Source organism: Paenibacillus montaniterrae (assembly GCF_018403185.1).
Taxonomy (GTDB): domain Bacteria; phylum Bacillota; class Bacilli; order Paenibacillales; family Paenibacillaceae; genus Pristimantibacillus; species Pristimantibacillus montaniterrae.
Genome location: NZ_BOSE01000016.1, coordinates 18,687 through 35,462, shown reverse-complemented (window position 1 = coordinate 35,462; position 16,776 = coordinate 18,687). Strand labels below are relative to the sequence as shown.

The 16,776-nt window shown below is 46.0% G+C and carries 14 protein-coding genes and 1 other annotated feature; all 14 genes read right to left on the bottom strand.

The window, feature by feature from the left end; translation table 11 throughout:
• Nucleotides 1–7 precede the first annotated feature (7 nt).
• The 14 genes from tuf to rpmG all read right to left on the bottom strand — a co-directional run bounded on the left by tuf (nucleotide 8) and on the right by rpmG (nucleotide 16,596).
• Nucleotides 8–1,198: an elongation factor Tu gene (gene tuf, locus KJS52_RS25890; protein ID WP_213520340.1), complete on the bottom strand. Its 1,191-nt coding sequence runs from the start codon at nucleotides 1,196–1,198 to the stop codon at nucleotides 8–10.
• A 96-nt stretch (nucleotides 1,199–1,294) separates the two neighbouring features.
• Nucleotides 1,295–3,373 carry an elongation factor G gene (gene fusA, locus KJS52_RS25885; protein WP_213520337.1) on the bottom strand — a complete coding sequence of 693 codons (2,079 nt, stop codon included), beginning with the start codon at nucleotides 3,371–3,373 and terminating at the stop codon, nucleotides 1,295–1,297.
• Between the two features lie 31 nt (nucleotides 3,374–3,404).
• On the bottom strand, nucleotides 3,405–3,875 hold the full coding sequence (gene rpsG, locus KJS52_RS25880) for a 30S ribosomal protein S7 (protein WP_213520335.1): 471 nt from the start codon (nucleotides 3,873–3,875) through the stop codon (nucleotides 3,405–3,407).
• A 75-nt stretch (nucleotides 3,876–3,950) separates the two neighbouring features.
• A complete protein-coding gene (gene rpsL, locus KJS52_RS25875; protein ID WP_213520333.1) occupies nucleotides 3,951–4,370 on the bottom strand; it encodes a 30S ribosomal protein S12 in 420 nt (139 codons plus the stop codon).
• Between the two features lie 360 nt (nucleotides 4,371–4,730).
• Entirely contained in the window at nucleotides 4,731–8,357 is a 3,627-nt protein-coding gene (rpoC, locus tag KJS52_RS25870; RefSeq protein ID WP_213520331.1) for a DNA-directed RNA polymerase subunit beta', read from the bottom strand.
• A 108-nt stretch (nucleotides 8,358–8,465) separates the two neighbouring features.
• Nucleotides 8,466–12,077: a DNA-directed RNA polymerase subunit beta gene (gene rpoB, locus KJS52_RS25865; protein ID WP_246563948.1), complete on the bottom strand. Its 3,612-nt coding sequence runs from the start codon at nucleotides 12,075–12,077 to the stop codon at nucleotides 8,466–8,468.
• A gap of 393 nt (nucleotides 12,078–12,470) precedes the next feature.
• Nucleotides 12,471–13,088, bottom strand: coding sequence for a class I SAM-dependent methyltransferase (locus tag KJS52_RS25860; RefSeq protein ID WP_213520329.1), 618 nt, complete (start codon nucleotides 13,086–13,088; stop codon nucleotides 12,471–12,473).
• Nucleotides 13,089–13,178: 90 nt separating this feature from the next.
• On the bottom strand, nucleotides 13,179–13,544 hold the full coding sequence (rplL, locus tag KJS52_RS25855) for a 50S ribosomal protein L7/L12 (RefSeq protein ID WP_213520327.1): 366 nt from the start codon (nucleotides 13,542–13,544) through the stop codon (nucleotides 13,179–13,181).
• A gap of 82 nt (nucleotides 13,545–13,626) precedes the next feature.
• Entirely contained in the window at nucleotides 13,627–14,130 is a 504-nt protein-coding gene (gene rplJ, locus KJS52_RS25850) for a 50S ribosomal protein L10 (RefSeq protein ID WP_246563952.1), read from the bottom strand.
• A 51-nt stretch (nucleotides 14,131–14,181) separates the two neighbouring features.
• Nucleotides 14,182–14,337: a sequence feature (ribosomal protein L10 leader region), on the bottom strand.
• Between the two features lie 21 nt (nucleotides 14,338–14,358).
• On the bottom strand, nucleotides 14,359–15,051 hold the full coding sequence (gene rplA, locus KJS52_RS25845) for a 50S ribosomal protein L1 (RefSeq protein WP_213520324.1): 693 nt from the start codon (nucleotides 15,049–15,051) through the stop codon (nucleotides 14,359–14,361).
• A gap of 115 nt (nucleotides 15,052–15,166) precedes the next feature.
• On the bottom strand, nucleotides 15,167–15,592 hold the full coding sequence (gene rplK / locus KJS52_RS25840; protein ID WP_213520322.1) for a 50S ribosomal protein L11: 426 nt from the start codon (nucleotides 15,590–15,592) through the stop codon (nucleotides 15,167–15,169).
• Nucleotides 15,593–15,660: 68 nt separating this feature from the next.
• Nucleotides 15,661–16,194, bottom strand: coding sequence for a transcription termination/antitermination protein NusG (gene nusG / locus KJS52_RS25835; RefSeq protein ID WP_213520320.1), 534 nt, complete (start codon nucleotides 16,192–16,194; stop codon nucleotides 15,661–15,663).
• A gap of 24 nt (nucleotides 16,195–16,218) precedes the next feature.
• Nucleotides 16,219–16,428, bottom strand: a complete 210-nt coding sequence (secE, locus tag KJS52_RS25830) for a preprotein translocase subunit SecE (protein ID WP_213520318.1) — start codon at nucleotides 16,426–16,428, stop codon at nucleotides 16,219–16,221.
• 18 nt (nucleotides 16,429–16,446) lie between these two features.
• Nucleotides 16,447–16,596, bottom strand: coding sequence for a 50S ribosomal protein L33 (gene rpmG / locus KJS52_RS25825; RefSeq protein WP_082967189.1), 150 nt, complete (start codon nucleotides 16,594–16,596; stop codon nucleotides 16,447–16,449).
• Between the last annotated feature and the right edge of the window lie 180 nt (nucleotides 16,597–16,776).

Below are 16,776 nucleotides of genomic sequence, written 5' to 3'. Positions count from 1 at the left end.
AGAACGATTAAGCTTCGATTGTAGCAACCGCACCAGCACCAACTGTACGACCACCTTCACGGATAGAGAAGCGAGTTCCTTCTTCAACCGCGATTGGAGCGATCAATTCAACAGATACAGTGATGTTGTCGCCAGGCATAACCATTTCAGTACCTTCTGGAAGGTTGATGATACCAGTTACGTCAGTTGTACGGAAGTAGAACTGAGGACGGTAACCAGTGAAGAATGGCTTATGACGGCCACCCTCTTCTTTAGTTAGAACGTAAACTTGAGCTGTGAATTTAGTATGCGGCTTAACAGAACCTGGTTTAGCCAATACTTGACCACGCTCGATGTCTTTACGGTCAACACCACGAAGAAGAGCACCGATGTTGTCACCAGCTTGAGCAAAGTCAAGCAATTTGCGGAACATCTCAACGCCTGTTACGACAGACTTGCGAGTTTCTTCTTGAAGACCGATGATTTCGATCTCGTCACCAACTTTGATTTCGCCACGCTCAACACGGCCAGTAGCAACTGTACCACGACCAGTGATTGTGAACACGTCCTCAACAGGCATTAGGAAAGGCTTGTCAGTGTCGCGCTCTGGAGTTGGGATGTAAGTGTCGATTTGCTCGAACAATTCAACAACTTTGTTAGCCCACTCGCCATCTGGGTTTTGTAGTGCTTCACGAGCAGAACCACGGATGATTGGAGTGTCATCGCCAGGGAACTCATACTCAGAAAGAAGGTCGCGAACTTCCATTTCAACAAGCTCAAGAAGCTCTTCGTCTTCAACCATATCGCATTTGTTCAAGAATACTACGATGTAAGGGACGCCTACTTGGCGAGAAAGAAGGATGTGCTCACGAGTTTGTGGCATTGGACCGTCAGTTGCAGATACAACTAGGATCGCGCCGTCCATTTGAGCAGCACCAGTGATCATGTTTTTAACGTAGTCGGCGTGACCTGGGCAGTCAACGTGTGCGTAGTGACGGTTTGGAGTCTCATACTCAACGTGAGAAGTAGAGATTGTAATACCGCGCTCGCGCTCTTCTGGAGCTTTGTCGATTTGGTCGAAAGCGATAGCAGCACCGCCGTACTTGTGAGAAAGTACAGTAGTGATCGCAGCAGTTAGAGTAGTTTTACCATGGTCAACGTGACCGATTGTACCGATATTAACGTGCGGTTTAGAACGTTCAAATTTAGCTTTTGCCATTGAACTTAATCCTCCTCAATAGTTCTAATTTTAATTTATGTGTAGGCCGATTTTAGACTATTTTATATCTAAATCCGGCCAAAATCAAATGTTGGCTTATTCGCCTTTGTTTTTCGCAATAATGCTTTCTGCGATAGACTTAGGAACCTCTTCATAGTGAGATAGCTCCATAGAGAATACACCGCGTCCTTGTGTACCGGAACGAAGCGTTGTAGAATATCCAAACATCTCGGATAGAGGCACCTTAGCACGGATAACTTGCGCACCAGCACGAGCATCCATACCTTCGATACGTCCACGACGAGAGTTAAGCATACCCATAACGTCACCCATGTACTCTTCAGGAACTGTAACCTCAACCTTCATGATTGGCTCAAGAAGAACTGGATTACATTTGTCCTTCGCAGCTTTAAGCGCAAGAGAACCTGCAATTTTAAACGCCATCTCGGAGGAGTCGACATCATGGTAAGAACCGTCAACGACAGTTGCTTTAATGTCAACTAGCGGATAGCCTGCAAGTACACCATTTTGCATAGACTCTTCAATACCAGCCTGGATCGGAGCGATGTATTCACGCGGAATCGCACCACCGACGATTTTGCTCTCGAATTGGAAGCCTGTGCCTGGCTCAAGTGGTTCAAACTCAACCCAACAATGACCGAATTGACCTTTACCACCAGACTGACGAACGAACTTACCTTCAACCTTAGCAGGTGAACGGAATGTTTCACGGTAAGCAACCTGAGGCGCACCAACATTGGTTTCCACTTTAAACTCACGAAGCATACGGTCTACAAGAATCTCAAGGTGAAGCTCACCCATACCAGCGATAATCGTTTGACCAGTTTCTTCATCAGTATAAGCGCGGAAAGTTGGATCTTCCTCAGCAAGCTTGGAAATCGCAACGCCAAGTTTGTCTTGGTCAGCTTTTGTTTTAGGCTCGATTGCGATTTGGATAACCGGCTCAGGGAAGTTCATGGATTCAAGAACGATTGGGTTCTTTTCATCGCAAAGCGTATCCCCTGTAGTTGTATCTTTCAAACCTACAGCAGCTGCGATATCACCAGAGAATACTTCTTGAATCTCTTGACGGTGGTTCGCATGCATTTGCAGAATACGACCGATACGCTCACGTTTGCCTTTAGTAGAGTTCAATACGTATGATCCGGAGTTAAGAACACCAGAATATACGCGGAAGAACGTCAAGCGGCCAACGTAAGGGTCTGTCATAATTTTGAATGCTAGTGCAGAGAATGGCTCGCTGTCAGAAGACGGACGAGTTGTTTCAGTACCATCCTCAAGCGTACCTTTGATCGCAGGGATATCGACTGGAGCAGGCAGATAATCTACAACTGCATCTAGTACCAATTGAACCCCTTTGTTGCGATAAGAGGAACCAGCAACAACCGGGAAGATTTTAGTTTCACACACACCTTTGCGAAGGCCAGCTTTCAGCTCGGCTACAGTGATTTCTTCCCCTTCAAGATATTTCATCATCAAGTCTTCGTCAAGCTCAGCTACTTTTTCAACCAGCTCGCTGCGCAGCTCCTCAACTTGATCAGCGTACTCGGCAGGCACTTCACCAGCAATTGGATCTTTACCCAGATCATCTTTGTACGTGTAAGCTACACGCTCAATGATGTCGATTACGCCTACGAAATCAGATTCAGCTCCCATTGGAACTTGAATCGCTACTGCATTAGCTTGTAGACGCTCACGCATGTCCTTGATTACGTTCAAGTAATCAGCACCGATGATGTCCATTTTGTTTACGTAAGCAATACGAGGAACACCGTATTTGTCAGCTTGACGCCAAACAGTTTCGGATTGCGGCTCTACGCCTTCTTTCGCACTAAATACGCCTACAGCCCCGTCCAATACGCGTAGGGAACGCTCAACTTCAACCGTGAAGTCTACGTGACCTGGAGTATCAATGATATTGATGCGGTGACCTTTCCATTGAGCTGTTGTTGCAGCAGAAGTGATCGTGATACCACGCTCTTGCTCTTGCTCCATCCAGTCCATCGTCGCTGCACCTTCGTGTACCTCACCAATTTTGTGAGTACGTCCAGTGAAGAAAAGGATACGCTCAGTCGTTGTCGTTTTACCCGCATCGATATGCGCCATGATACCGATGTTACGTGTATTTTCCAAGGAGAATTCTCTTTTAGCCACAGTGGTTTTCTCCTTTCAATTATCTTAGATTCTACCAGCGGTAATGAGCAAACGCACGGTTTGCTTCCGCCATTTTGTGAGTATCCTCACGTTTTTTAACAGAAGCGCCAGTGTTGTTGGATGCATCGATAATTTCAGCAGCCAAACGCTCTTCCATTGTTTTCTCACCGCGATTGCGGGAGTAGTTTACAAGCCAACGAAGTGCTAGAGCAGTACGGCGCTCTGGCTTAACCTCGATTGGTACTTGATAGTTTGCACCACCGACACGGCGAGCTTTAACCTCAAGTACAGGCATGATGTTTTTCATAGCTGCTTCAAAAACTTCCATTGGATCGTTGCCAGTACGCTCTTGAATCAGTTTGAATGCATCATACAAAATTGTTTGTGCAACGCCTCTTTTACCGTCGATCATAATACGGTTGATTAGACGTGTTACCAGCTTGGAGTTATACAACGGGTCTGGTAGCACATCGCGTTTTGTTACAGGACCTTTGCGTGGCATTTACAAGTCCCCCTTTCTTGAATAGTTGTCAATTTGTTGGTTGTTGGTCTAACGCTGCTCTGTTAGAGCATGCGATTATTTTTTAGCTTTAGGACGTTTTGTACCGTATTTGGAACGAGCTTGCATACGGTTGTTTACACCTGCAGTATCAAGCGCACCACGAACGATGTGGTAACGTACCCCCGGTAAGTCTTTAACACGACCACCGCGGATAAGCACTACGCTGTGCTCTTGAAGGTTATGTCCGATACCTGGAATGTACGCAGTAACCTCTACACGGTTTGTTAGACGTACACGGGCATATTTACGAAGCGCGGAGTTCGGCTTCTTCGGAGTCATCGTACCTACACGAGTACATACACCACGTTTTTGCGGAGAGCTAATATCAGTAGCTTCACGTTTCAACGCGTTGTAACCTCTTTGCAAAGCTGGAGATTTTGATTTAACAACTTTAGCTTGACGTCCTTTACGAACTAACTGGTTAATTGTTGGCAATTGTGCCACCCCCTTCCCATAATTATGTCATTTATATTGGTAGACATTTCACCCTGATTTCAAGCCCACAGATCCAGGCGAGTCATAAATTTTCGTAGAAAAATCTATGCCTGATTCCTAGGCGCACTCCGATATATTATCATTTTCTAGTAGGGGATGTCAAGTGATCTTTCTATTGTGAGTGGCACATTTTTTTGATTTTGCCAACTTTCATCGACTTAATATAGTAGGTTCTAATTTCAACGGCTTACGCAAAGCTCAAAAAGCGACAAATCTCGTAACCTTTAGTCAGGCTTGAAATTTGTCGCTTTTTGTTTATGCTACAGCACAGCTGCTAGCTGTTCGTAATGCATTATGCGATTATTCAACAGCTACAGCCTCTTGCTGTTCATCCGTGTTATGATCGGCATTGCCCGTTTCATCCATGCCCTGGAAGCGAATGTTGCGGTAGCGCTGCATGCCCGTACCTGCCGGAATCAGCTTACCGATAATAACATTCTCCTTCAGACCTAGAAGCTGGTCAACCTTGCCTTTAATTGCCGCATCGGTTAGAACGCGCGTTGTTTCCTGGAACGACGCTGCGGACAAGAAGGAATCTGTCTCAAGCGATGCTTTCGTAATACCTAGCAGCACCGGCTTGGCAATTGCTGGCTCTTTACCGGCAAGAATTGCTTCCAGGTTAGCTGCTTCATATTCATGCATATCTACGAAAGAGCCTGGCAATAGATTCGTGTCGCCAGAAAGCACGATACGAATTTTGCGAAGCATTTGCTTGATCATGACCTCAACGTGCTTATCGTTGATTTCTACCCCTTGGTTACGGTATACGCGTTGAACCTCTTGCAAAATGTAGTTCTGTACGCCTCGAACCCCTTTAATGCGAAGCATATCTTTAGGGTCGATCGAACCGTCTGTAAGCTCATCTCCGGCTTCAATATGCTGACCTTCTGTTACGCGAATGCGCGAACCGTATGTTACAGCGTATTCCTTGGATTCAGCCTCACCCTGAATCTCGATGACGCGGCGATCCTTCGCCTCATGAATTTTCTTCACGACGCCATCAAGCTCGGAAATAAGTGCTTGACCTTTCGGATTACGAGCTTCAAACAGCTCCTGAATACGCGGAAGACCTTGGGTAATATCGTCTCCTGCAACGCCCCCTGTATGGAACGTACGCATTGTAAGCTGTGTTCCCGGCTCACCGATCGATTGTGCAGCGATAATTCCGACCGCTTCACCGATTTCAACATGCTTGCCTGTCGCAAGATTGCGTCCGTAGCATACTTTACATACGCCATGACGAGCGCGGCAGCTAAGCACAGAGCGAATTTGCAGCTTTTCAACACCTGCAGCGACGATCGCTTCCGCTTTATCAGCATCGATCAGCTCGTTGCGGTTAACGAGAATTTCGCCTGTCGCTGGATGACGAACCGTTTCAAAGGAGTAGCGTCCTTCAATACGGTCAAACAGATCCTCGATAACCTCTTTACCATCTTGAATTTTGCTAACAGTGAAGCCTTTATCCGTTCCACAGTCATCCTCACGCACAATAACATCCTGCGCAACGTCAACCAGACGACGAGTCAAATAACCTGAGTCGGCTGTACGAAGCGCCGTATCCGCAAGACCTTTACGCGCACCGTGCGTAGAAATAAAGTACTCCAGGACGGTCAGACCTTCGCGGAAGTTTGATTTGATTGGCAACTCGATGATACGACCAGACGGGTTGGCCATCAAACCACGCATACCGCCAAGCTGTGTAATCTGCGATTTGTTACCGCGCGCTTTGGAGTCTACCATCAACATGATGTTGTTGTAGCGATCCATCGATTTCATCAAAATATCTGTAACATCGTCCTTACACTTGCTCCAGATACTAATAATGCGATCGTAGCGCTCTTCGTTCGTAATCAAACCACGACGGTATTGATTCATGACGACTTGGACTTTTTCCTCAGAAGCACGCATGATTTCTTTCTTCTCTTCTGGAACGATAACGTCGGCAACGCCGATTGTAATACCAGCTTTTGTCGAGTAAGTGAAACCAAGCTGCTTGATCAGGTCAAGAATAACCGAAGTTTTCGTTGTATGGTATTTACGGAAGCACTCGGCAATAATTGAGCCCAGATAGTCCTTGCCGACAGCAGGAGCAATTGGAAGCTCATTAAGCACTTTAAGCAGGTCTGCACCTTTTTCAAAGATGAAATATTTATCCTGAATTCCATTGATCAAGTTCGCTTTGGAAGCTTCGTTGATATAAGGGAATTCTGAAGGGAAAATTTCATTGAAAATTACTTTACCTACTGTTGTGCAAAGCAGCGCCTTGCTTTGTTTTTCCGTAAAGCTTGTTTTATTCAATGCCTTCGCAGGAATAATAATGCGCGCATGAAGCGACACTATTCCGCGTTGGTAAGCTGAAACCGCCTCGTTGACCGTTCCAAAAATTGAACCAGAGCCTTTGGCTTCCTTGTTGTCCATCGTCAAGTAATAAGAGCCTAGCACCATATCCTGAGATGGTGTAACAACCGGTTTGCCGTCTTTCGGGTTCAAGATGTTGCCAGACGCAAGCATAAGCATGCGCGCTTCAGCTTGAGCTTCAGCAGACAATGGAACGTGAACCGCCATCTGGTCACCGTCAAAGTCCGCGTTATAAGCTGTACATACAAGCGGGTGAAGCTTGATCGCACGGCCTTCAACAAGAATTGGTTCAAATGCTTGAATACCAAGTCTGTGCAGCGTAGGGGCACGGTTAAGCAGTACTGGATGCTCTTTAATAACTTCCTCCAGTACATCCCATACCTCAGGGCTTACGCGCTCAACCTTACGCTTCGCGCTTTTAATATTGTGCGCCAAGCCCTTGTTGACAAGCTCCTTCATGACGAACGGCTTGAACAGCTCAAGCGCCATTTCTTTCGGCAAGCCGCATTGGTACATTTTCAGGTTAGGACCTACGACGATAACGGAACGACCGGAATAGTCAACACGTTTACCCAGCAGGTTTTGACGGAAACGACCTTGCTTACCTTTCAGCATATGAGACAACGATTTCAATGGACGATTGCCTGGTCCAGTAACCGGACGACCACGACGGCCATTATCAATCAGCGCATCAACAGCTTCCTGCAGCATACGCTTCTCATTTTGTACGATAATATCAGGCGCACCCAAATCCAACAGGCGCTTCAAGCGGTTATTGCGGTTAATAACACGGCGATACAAATCATTCAAGTCAGACGTCGCAAAACGACCGCCATCCAACTGAACCATAGGACGAAGCTCAGGCGGGATTACAGGCAAAACGTCCATAATCATCCACTCCGGGCTGTTGCCGGAATTACGGAATGCTTCAATGACCTCAAGACGCTTGATCGCACGGTTGCGACGTTGGCCTTGCGCTGTGCGAAGCTCTTCCTTCAAGATGTCCAGCTCACGATCCAAATCGATGTCCTGCAGCAGCTTTTTAACTGCTTCAGCACCCATTCCTGCCTGGAAGCCGTAGCCGTATTTTTCACGGTAGCTGCGGTATTCCTTCTCGGACAATAGCTGTTTTTTCTCCAGAGGAGTTTCACCTGGATCAGTTACAACATAAGATGCAAAGTAAATAATCTCTTCAAGAGAACGAGGAGACATATCAAGCGCAAGCCCCATACGGCTTGGAATTCCTTTGAAGTACCAAATATGGGATACAGGCGCAGCAAGCTCGATGTGGCCCATGCGCTCACGGCGCACTTTTGCACGAGTTACTTCAACGCCACAACGGTCACAGACTACACCTTTATAGCGTACACGCTTGTATTTACCACAATGACACTCCCAGTCCTTAGTTGGTCCGAAGATCTTTTCACAGAAAAGACCTTCCTTTTCCGGTTTTAACGTTCTGTAGTTAATAGTTTCCGGTTTCTTAACCTCTCCGCGGGACCATGAGCGAATTTTGTCTGGCGATGCCAAACCAATTTTCATATACTCAAAGTTGTTCACGTCCAACAAGGAGCAACCCTCCTTCGTCATGTATGACTATGTCAAAATGAAGCACTGAACTTCAATCAGCCTAGACATTGCCGGCTGATTGAAGCTCAAACTGTGCTTGTTTTTACGTTATGCTAAATCATCGACATCTTCGTCTTCGTCAAATGCTGCTCCATCATCAGGAGCACCGACGCCAACAGGAGCTCGTTCGAAGTTATCGACATCATCAAGGTTCAGCTTTTCGCTCGTACCATCATCATCATCGTCGATTTCCTTCATTTCGATTTCTTCCTCGTCCTCGGTCAAAATTTTGACGTCCATACCTAAGCTTTGCAGCTCCTTAATCAATACTTTGAATGATTCAGGAACACCTGGCTCTGGTACGTTTTCGCCTTTGACGATCGATTCATAGGTTTTCACACGACCGACAACGTCATCGGATTTTACTGTCAAAATTTCTTGCAGCGTATAGGCAGCACCATAAGCCTCAAGCGCCCATACCTCCATCTCACCGAAGCGCTGACCGCCGAACTGCGCTTTACCGCCAAGCGGCTGCTGCGTAACGAGTGAGTAAGGACCTGTAGAACGAGCATGGATTTTATCTTCGACCATGTGCGCCAGCTTGATCATATACATGACGCCAACCGTCACTTCACGCTCAAATTCTTCACCAGTACGACCATCGAACAGCTTTGTTTTACCGTTGCGCTGCATACCAGCTTCTTCCATTGTATCAAATACGTCGTCCTCACGCGCGCCATCGAATACTGGCGTTGCAGCGTGAATGCCAAGGTATTTGCAGGCCATGCCCAAGTGAACCTCTAGTGCCTGACCGATGTTCATACGTGATGGTACCCCAAGCGGGTTAAGAACAACCTCTACAGGCGTGCCATCCGGTAGGAACGGCATATCTTCTTCAGGCATAATACGTGCGATGACACCTTTGTTACCGTGGCGTCCCGCCATTTTATCGCCTTCTGAAATTTTACGCTTTTGCGCAATATAGACACGCACAAGATGATTTACGCCTGGTGGCAGCTCATCGCCATTTTCGCGTGTAAATACTTTCACATCAACTACGATACCAGTCGTACCATGCGGCACGCGCAGCGATGTATCGCGCACCTCGCGCGCCTTCTCACCAAAGATCGCATGCAGCAGGCGCTCCTCGGCTGTAAGCTCGGTTACACCCTTCGGCGTTACTTTACCTACTAGAATGTCGCCAGAGTTGATTTCCGCACCTACGCGGATAATGCCGCGCTCGTCAAGATTGCGAAGCGCTTCTTCACCAACGTTAGGAATATCGCGTGTAATTTCCTCCGGACCAAGCTTCGTATCGCGAGCTTCGGATTCGTATTCTTCAATATGAATAGACGTATACACATCTTCTTTAACCAGCTTTTCACTAAGCAGGATCGCATCCTCATAGTTGTAGCCTTCCCAAGTCATGAACGCGACAACAACGTTGCGTCCAAGAGCCAATTCGCCGTTTTCTGTAGACGGACCGTCGGCAAGAATATCGCCTTTTTTAATGACGTCGCCTTTGCGAACAAGCGGACGCTGGTTAATGCATGTGCCTTGGTTAGAACGCATAAACTTATGAAGCTTATGTCTAATCAAGTCTCCCTGCACTTCCTTGCCATCGACAAGCTCTACGCGACGCAGCAAAATTTCATTCGCTGTTACGCGCTCGATTACACCGTCGTATTTGGAAACGATACATACGCCAGAATCTTTAGCAGCCTTATGCTCCATACCAGTACCAACAAATGGTGCTTTCGGCACGAGCAATGGTACAGCCTGACGCTGCATGTTCGAACCCATCAGCGCACGGTTGGAGTCGTCGTTCTCAAGAAACGGAATCAACGCAGTCGCTACGGAAACGACCTGCTTAGGCGAAACGTCCATGTAGTCTACACGGTTACTTGGCATCGTCAAAATATTGTCAGCCTGCTTGTTGAAGCGCACAATCGTTTCTTTTTCAGCAAACTTGTTATCCTCTGTAAGCGGAGCGTTTGCCTGAGCAACGATGTAGTTGTACTCTTCATCAGCAGTCATATAGGTTACTTTTTCCGTTACAACGCCTGTTTCCGGGTCAACCCAACGGTACGGCGCTTCAATAAAGCCATACTCATTGATGCGTGCATACGTAGACAAGGAATTGATCAACCCGATGTTCGGTCCCTCCGGCGTCTCGATTGGACACATGCGGCCATAGTGAGAGTTGTGAACGTCGCGTACTTCAAAGCCTGCGCGCTCACGCGTCAAACCGCCTGGTCCCAGCGCCGAAAGACGACGCTTATGCGTCAATTCCGCAAGCGGGTTTGTTTGGTCCATAAATTGCGACAACTGAGAGGATCCGAAGAACTCTTTAATCGACGCAATGACTGGACGAATATTAATTAATGCCTGAGGCGTAATTGCATTGGCATCCTGAATTGACATTCTTTCGCGTACAACGCGCTCCATGCGCGATAGACCAATACGGAATTGGTTTTGCAGAAGCTCGCCGACAGAACGCAAGCGACGATTGCCCAGATGGTCAATATCATCCACATCTCCGACGCCATGAAGTAGATTCAAGAAGTAGTTGATGGACGCGATAATATCTGCAGGCGTAATATGCTTCACAGATTTATCGATAATGCCATTGGCAATAATTTTAATGATCTTGCTCTCATCAAGCGGTGAATATACGCTGATTGTTTGCAACGGGATGTCATGCGCTTCAAGCACGCCATTCGCTACGGAGTATGTTTTAAATCCGATATCCGACTCTAGTCGATCCAAAATTTGATCGAGCAAGCGACGGTCGATCACTTGACCTTTTTCAGCTACAATTTCACCTGTCGATGCATCAATCAAGTCCTCAGCAAGGCGTTGATTGAACAGACGGTTTTTGATATGAAGCTTTTTGTTAATTTTATAGCGTCCAACATTCGCCAAGTCATAGCGTTTTGGATCGAAGAAGCGTGCAACGAGCAAGCTTTTCGCATTGTCCAATGTTGGCGGCTCGCCTGGACGAAGGCGCTCATAGATTTCAATCAGCGCTTTCTCTGTTGAATCTGTGCTGTCCTTGTCAAGCGTGTTTGCAATGTACTCATCATGTCCAAGCAAATCAAGGATTTCTGCGTCTGTGCCGAAACCAAGTGCTCGCAGCAATACAGTAACTGGAATTTTGCGCGTCCGGTCAATACGAACATATACAATATCCTTCGCATCTGTCTCAAGCTCGAGCCAAGCACCACGGTTAGGAATTACAGTAGCCGTGTATGCTTTCTTACCGTTTTTATCAACCTTAGTGCTGAAATACACACTCGGGGATCGAACCAATTGGCTGACAATTACGCGTTCCGCCCCGTTAATAATAAACGTGCCGGTTTCGGTCATTAGTGGGAAATCTCCCATAAAGACTTCTTGTTCCTTAACTTCGCCTGTCTCCTTATTAAATAAGCGCACTTTTACGCGCAAAGGAGCTGCATACGTAACATCCCGCTCTTTTGATTCATCGACTGAATACTTTGGCTCACCCAAGCTGTAATCAATAAACTCCAGCGATAAATTCCCTGTAAAGTCCGTAATCGGAGAAATGTCCTGGAACAGCTCTATTAAATCTGTCTCCAAAAACTTCTCGTACGATTTTTGTTGGATTTCAATCAGGTTCGGGACTTCCAGCACCTCTTTGATCCGAGCGTAGCTTCTACGCGTACGTCGACCATACTGAACAAGTTGTCCTGCCAACTTAACCTCACCCCTCATGTCTGTCTAACAGCATCGAAATTTAAATTGCTGTTGCGATCTCCACAATCTTAGATTATAGTGATCATAAAATAAAGAAAAGCCCTTATCGAATAATTCGAAAAAAGAGCATGTTTCAGGTTGTTGACCATCCTCTTAATTGACAAAATGGTCCATATCAAGTAATTTTGCCCAAATTATTACGGTTATACTCCATGATAGATAAATTTTTCTGATCGTGCAGCAAATTCACTCTTGACACGGAGACAACTAAACACAACTCAAGCAATTTTATGCTGACATTTTATAATATTAACATATTAAAAATGTCAAGTCAAATATTTTTCCTCGCGTTTTCACTACAATTTTCATAGTAAAGCTTGTCTGCCGCCTCGATCACTTCGTTGCCTTGAAAATGCGGTAGCCTTTATCCTTCGTGACCTCCACTACTTCGACAAAAAGCGATTCGAGCTTTTCTTTCGCAGAAGGCGCTCCTTGCTTTTTTTGAATGACAATCCACATGCTGCCACCACTTCTTAGCAATTGATAGCCTTGCTCAAAAATTTGATGAACGACCGATTTCCCTGCGCGAATAGGCGGATTGCTAATTATACAATCAAAGGTTTCATCCTTTACAGCTTCATACAGATCGCTTTGCAGAACCGTTACGTTATGAACACCGTTTTGCGCCGCATTCCATTTGCTTAGCTCTACCGCTCGCTCATTGACGTCAATCATCGTAACATGACCTTGTGGAGCAAGCTTGGCTGCAGTAATTCCAATTGGGCCATAGCCGCAACCTACATCCAATACGGTAGCATCTTCTGCAAACTCCATAGCTTTGATCAATACTTGACTGCCGTAATCAACCCCAGCTTTGGAAAAGACACCTGCATCCGTTGTAAAGGTCAGCTTGAAGCCGCGCAGCTCCCATTCATGCCGCTGCTTGTTGCTCGCAACATCTGGCTGCTTGCTGTAATAGTGATTGCTCAAGTAAGTCACCGCCTCATTCATTTTCAGTCTTTAGCCTCGGCAAACATGGAAAGAAACCCCTTGAAGCCAAGGCTTCAAGGGGCTTTGCAAGATGTCGCAAGTAAAAATTAATTACTTAACTTCTACAGTAGCGCCAGCTTCTTCAAGTTTAGCTTTAACAGCATCTGCTTCTTCTTGGCTAACTTTTTCTTTGATTGCTTTAGGAGCGCCGTCAACAAGCTCTTTTGCTTCTTTCAAGCCAAGGCCAGTGATTTCGCGAACCACTTTGATAACGTTGATTTTAGAAGCACCAGCGTTAGCTAGGATTACGTCGAATTCAGTTTGAGCAGCAGCTGCGCCAGCGTCTGCGCCACCAGCTACAACAGCTACAGGAGCTGCAGCAGTTACGCCGAATTCTTCTTCAATTGCTTTAACAAGATCGTTCAGTTCAAGAACAGTCATACCTTTAATTGCTTCTAAGATTTGCTCTTTAGACATGGTATTACCTCCGAAAATTTTTATTTTTTTGGTTTATAATGCGTATCGCATTTGTTTCAAATCAAGAAAACGTAAAACAAGATTAAGCTTGAGCTTCTTGCTTTTCACCAACAGCTTTAACTGCAAGCGCGAAGTTGCGAACTGGCGCTTGAAGCACGCTGAGTAGCATAGAAAGAAGACCTTCGCGAGAAGGAAGCTGAGCAAGAGCTTTAACTTGAGCCTCGTCAATTACTTTCCCTTCAACTAGACCACCTTTAATTTGCAACGCATCGTTTTCCTTTGCGAAGTTATAAAGGATTTTAGCTGGAGCAACAGCGTCTTCGCCACTAAACGCAACAGCTGTAGGACCAGTAAGAATATCATTAAGAGCTGTATATTCAGTACCTTCAGTCGCACGACGCACGATTGAGTTTTTAAGAACTTGGAACTCAATGCCTGCTTCACGAAGCTGTTTACGAAGCTCAGTAACTTGAGCAACGTTCAATCCGCGATAATCCGCAACGATCGTACTTGGGCTGGAAGAAAGCTTGCCAGCTACAACTTTAACTGCTTCTTGTTTCTGCTCGATAATCTTAGCGTTAGCCAAACTGTACACCTCCCGTAAATGTTTACATCCCGTGAATGAGAGATTCCGTCCTCGATGCATGAGAAAGGCCCTCGCAAACATAGCGAGGGCCATGATTTCGTTCGCTTTTCAATAAACATTGAAGCTTTAACGCTCTATCATAACACCTCGGTAGGAAATTAAGCCTGTTTGGGCACCTACTGTCTACGGTATGCATTTTCAATTTTAAGTCGCATTTCCTGCCTACAATTAGCGATAGCTAGCAGTGTTTACGCGAGCGCCAGGGCCCATTGTAGAAGAAACCGCGATGTTTTTCAGGTAAACACCTTTTGCAGCAGCCGGTTTAGCGCGCAGCAATGCATCGATTAGCGCTTTAAGGTTTTCATTCAGCTTTTCAGCGTCGAATGAAACTTTACCGATTGGAGCATGGATTTGACCTGCTTTATCAAGACGGTATTCAATTTTACCCGCTTTGATTTCTTGAACAGCTTTAGCAACATCAAATGTTACTGTGCCTGCTTTAGGGTTCGGCATAAGGCCTTTACCACCAAGGATACGACCTAGTTTACCAACTTCCGCCATCATATCAGGCGTAGCTACGCAAACGTCGAAATCAAACCAACCTTGTTGGATTTTGTTGATCATGTCTGTGTCGCCAACATAGTCAGCGCCAGCAGCTTCTGCTTCTTTCAGCTTTTCGCCTTTAGCGAAAACCAAAACTTTTTTCGTTTTACCAGTACCGTGCGGCAATACAACAACGCCACGAACAGCCTGGTCTTGTTTACGAGGGTCTACACCCAAGCGTACAGCAACTTCAACAGACTCGTCGAATTTTGCTGTAGAAGCCTTCTTAACAAGCTCGATTGCTTGAAGTGGCTCATAGCTAGCGTCACGATCGATCAGCTTAGCTGCTTCAACATATTTCTTACCATGTTTAGCCATTGTAAGTTCCTCCTAATGTGGTTTTAACGGAGCGACGCCTAACGTCCTCCTCCCACCCGTGAAGCAATTGCTTCACAAAGCGAGTCGATCTCGCATATGGATTACCGTGCTGCGATTAGTCAACAATCGTAATACCCATAGAACGAGCAGTACCTTCAACCATAAGCATAGCTGCTTCAACAGAAGCTGCATTAAGGTCAGGCATTTTAGTTTCAGCGATTTCACGAACTTTATCGCGTTTAACCGTTGCAACTTTTTTCTTGTTTGGTTCGCCAGATCCTTTTTCGATACCAGCCGCTACGCGAAGCAATACTGCTGCAGGTGGCGTTTTTGTTTCGAAAGTAAAGGAACGGTCCTCGAATACAGTGATAACAACTGGAATAATCAAACCAGCTTGATCTGCTGTACGAGCATTAAACTCCTTACAGAATGCCATAATGTTGACACCTGCTTGACCTAGTGCTGGACCAACTGGTGGCGCCGGGTTAGCTTTACCTGCAGGAATTTGCAGCTTAACCAATTTAATAACTTTCTTTGCCATGATTCACACCTCCTTGACGTGATATACAAGCAGCCTGTTGTCAAGCGCTTGTGCGAGTCCCCAGGCGATTAAACCTTTTCTACTTGAGTATAGTCAAGCTCAAGCGGGGTTTCTCTACCAAACATGTTGACGTGAACCTTTAGCTTCGCCTTGTCGAGCAGAATTTCTTCTACGGTTCCGACAAAGTCTGCAAAAGGACCTACTTTGACGCGAACAGTTTCTTTCAGCTCAAACTCAATCTTAGGCTTAGGCTCTTCCATTCCCATATGCTTCAGAATTTGATCTACTTCCTCTGGCAAAAGAGGGGTTGGTTTGGAACCTGAACCAGTCGACCCTACGAAACCCGTAACCCCTGGCGTATTGCGAACAACGTACCAAGAATCATCCGTCTGGATCATCTCCACGAGCACGTAGCCAGGATAAACCTTGCGTTGAACGGTTTTGCGCTTTCCGTCCTTCTCTACGATCTCGTCTTCCATCGGAACGAGCACACGAAAGATTTTATCCTCCATGTTCATCGATTCGACGCGACGCTCCAAATTTGCCTTGACCTTGTTTTCATAGCCAGAATACGTATGCACGACGTACCATCTTTTTTCCATCACAAATCCACCTTTGGGCTTTCGTTAGACAATTAGATCTACGAGAGCTGAAATCCCGATGTCTAGGAGCCAGAAGTAAATCGTCACAGCAATAACCGTCACGAGAACAACGAGGGTATAGCTCGTCAATTCCTTACGACTAGGCCAACGGACTTTTTTAAGCTCTGCCCAACTGTCAGCAAAAAAACTAAACGTCGTACTAAAGCCTTGTTTCACTTTCGCTAAAAATGTCACGTTCACACCTCCAATTGACTATCTCGTCTCGCGATGAGGAGTCTGCTCGTTACAGAACTTGCAAAACTTCTTCAACTCGATGCGGTCGGGGTGATTGCGTTTGTTTTTAGTTGTCGCATAGTTTCTCTGTTTGCAGTTTGTGCATGCCAGCGTGATGATAACCCGCATTGAATAACACCTCCCGAACTGCTAAAAAATACGAATCCTACTTTATCGCCAAGTCAAAAGTTTTAACCATAACGAAAAAACCTTTTTCAAGGCCTACCTAAACACTTTAGCACAAGGCATTCGCCATGTCAACGTAAAACAACGGTCTCGGGTGTACAATTTCGTTGCCGAATTTTAGCA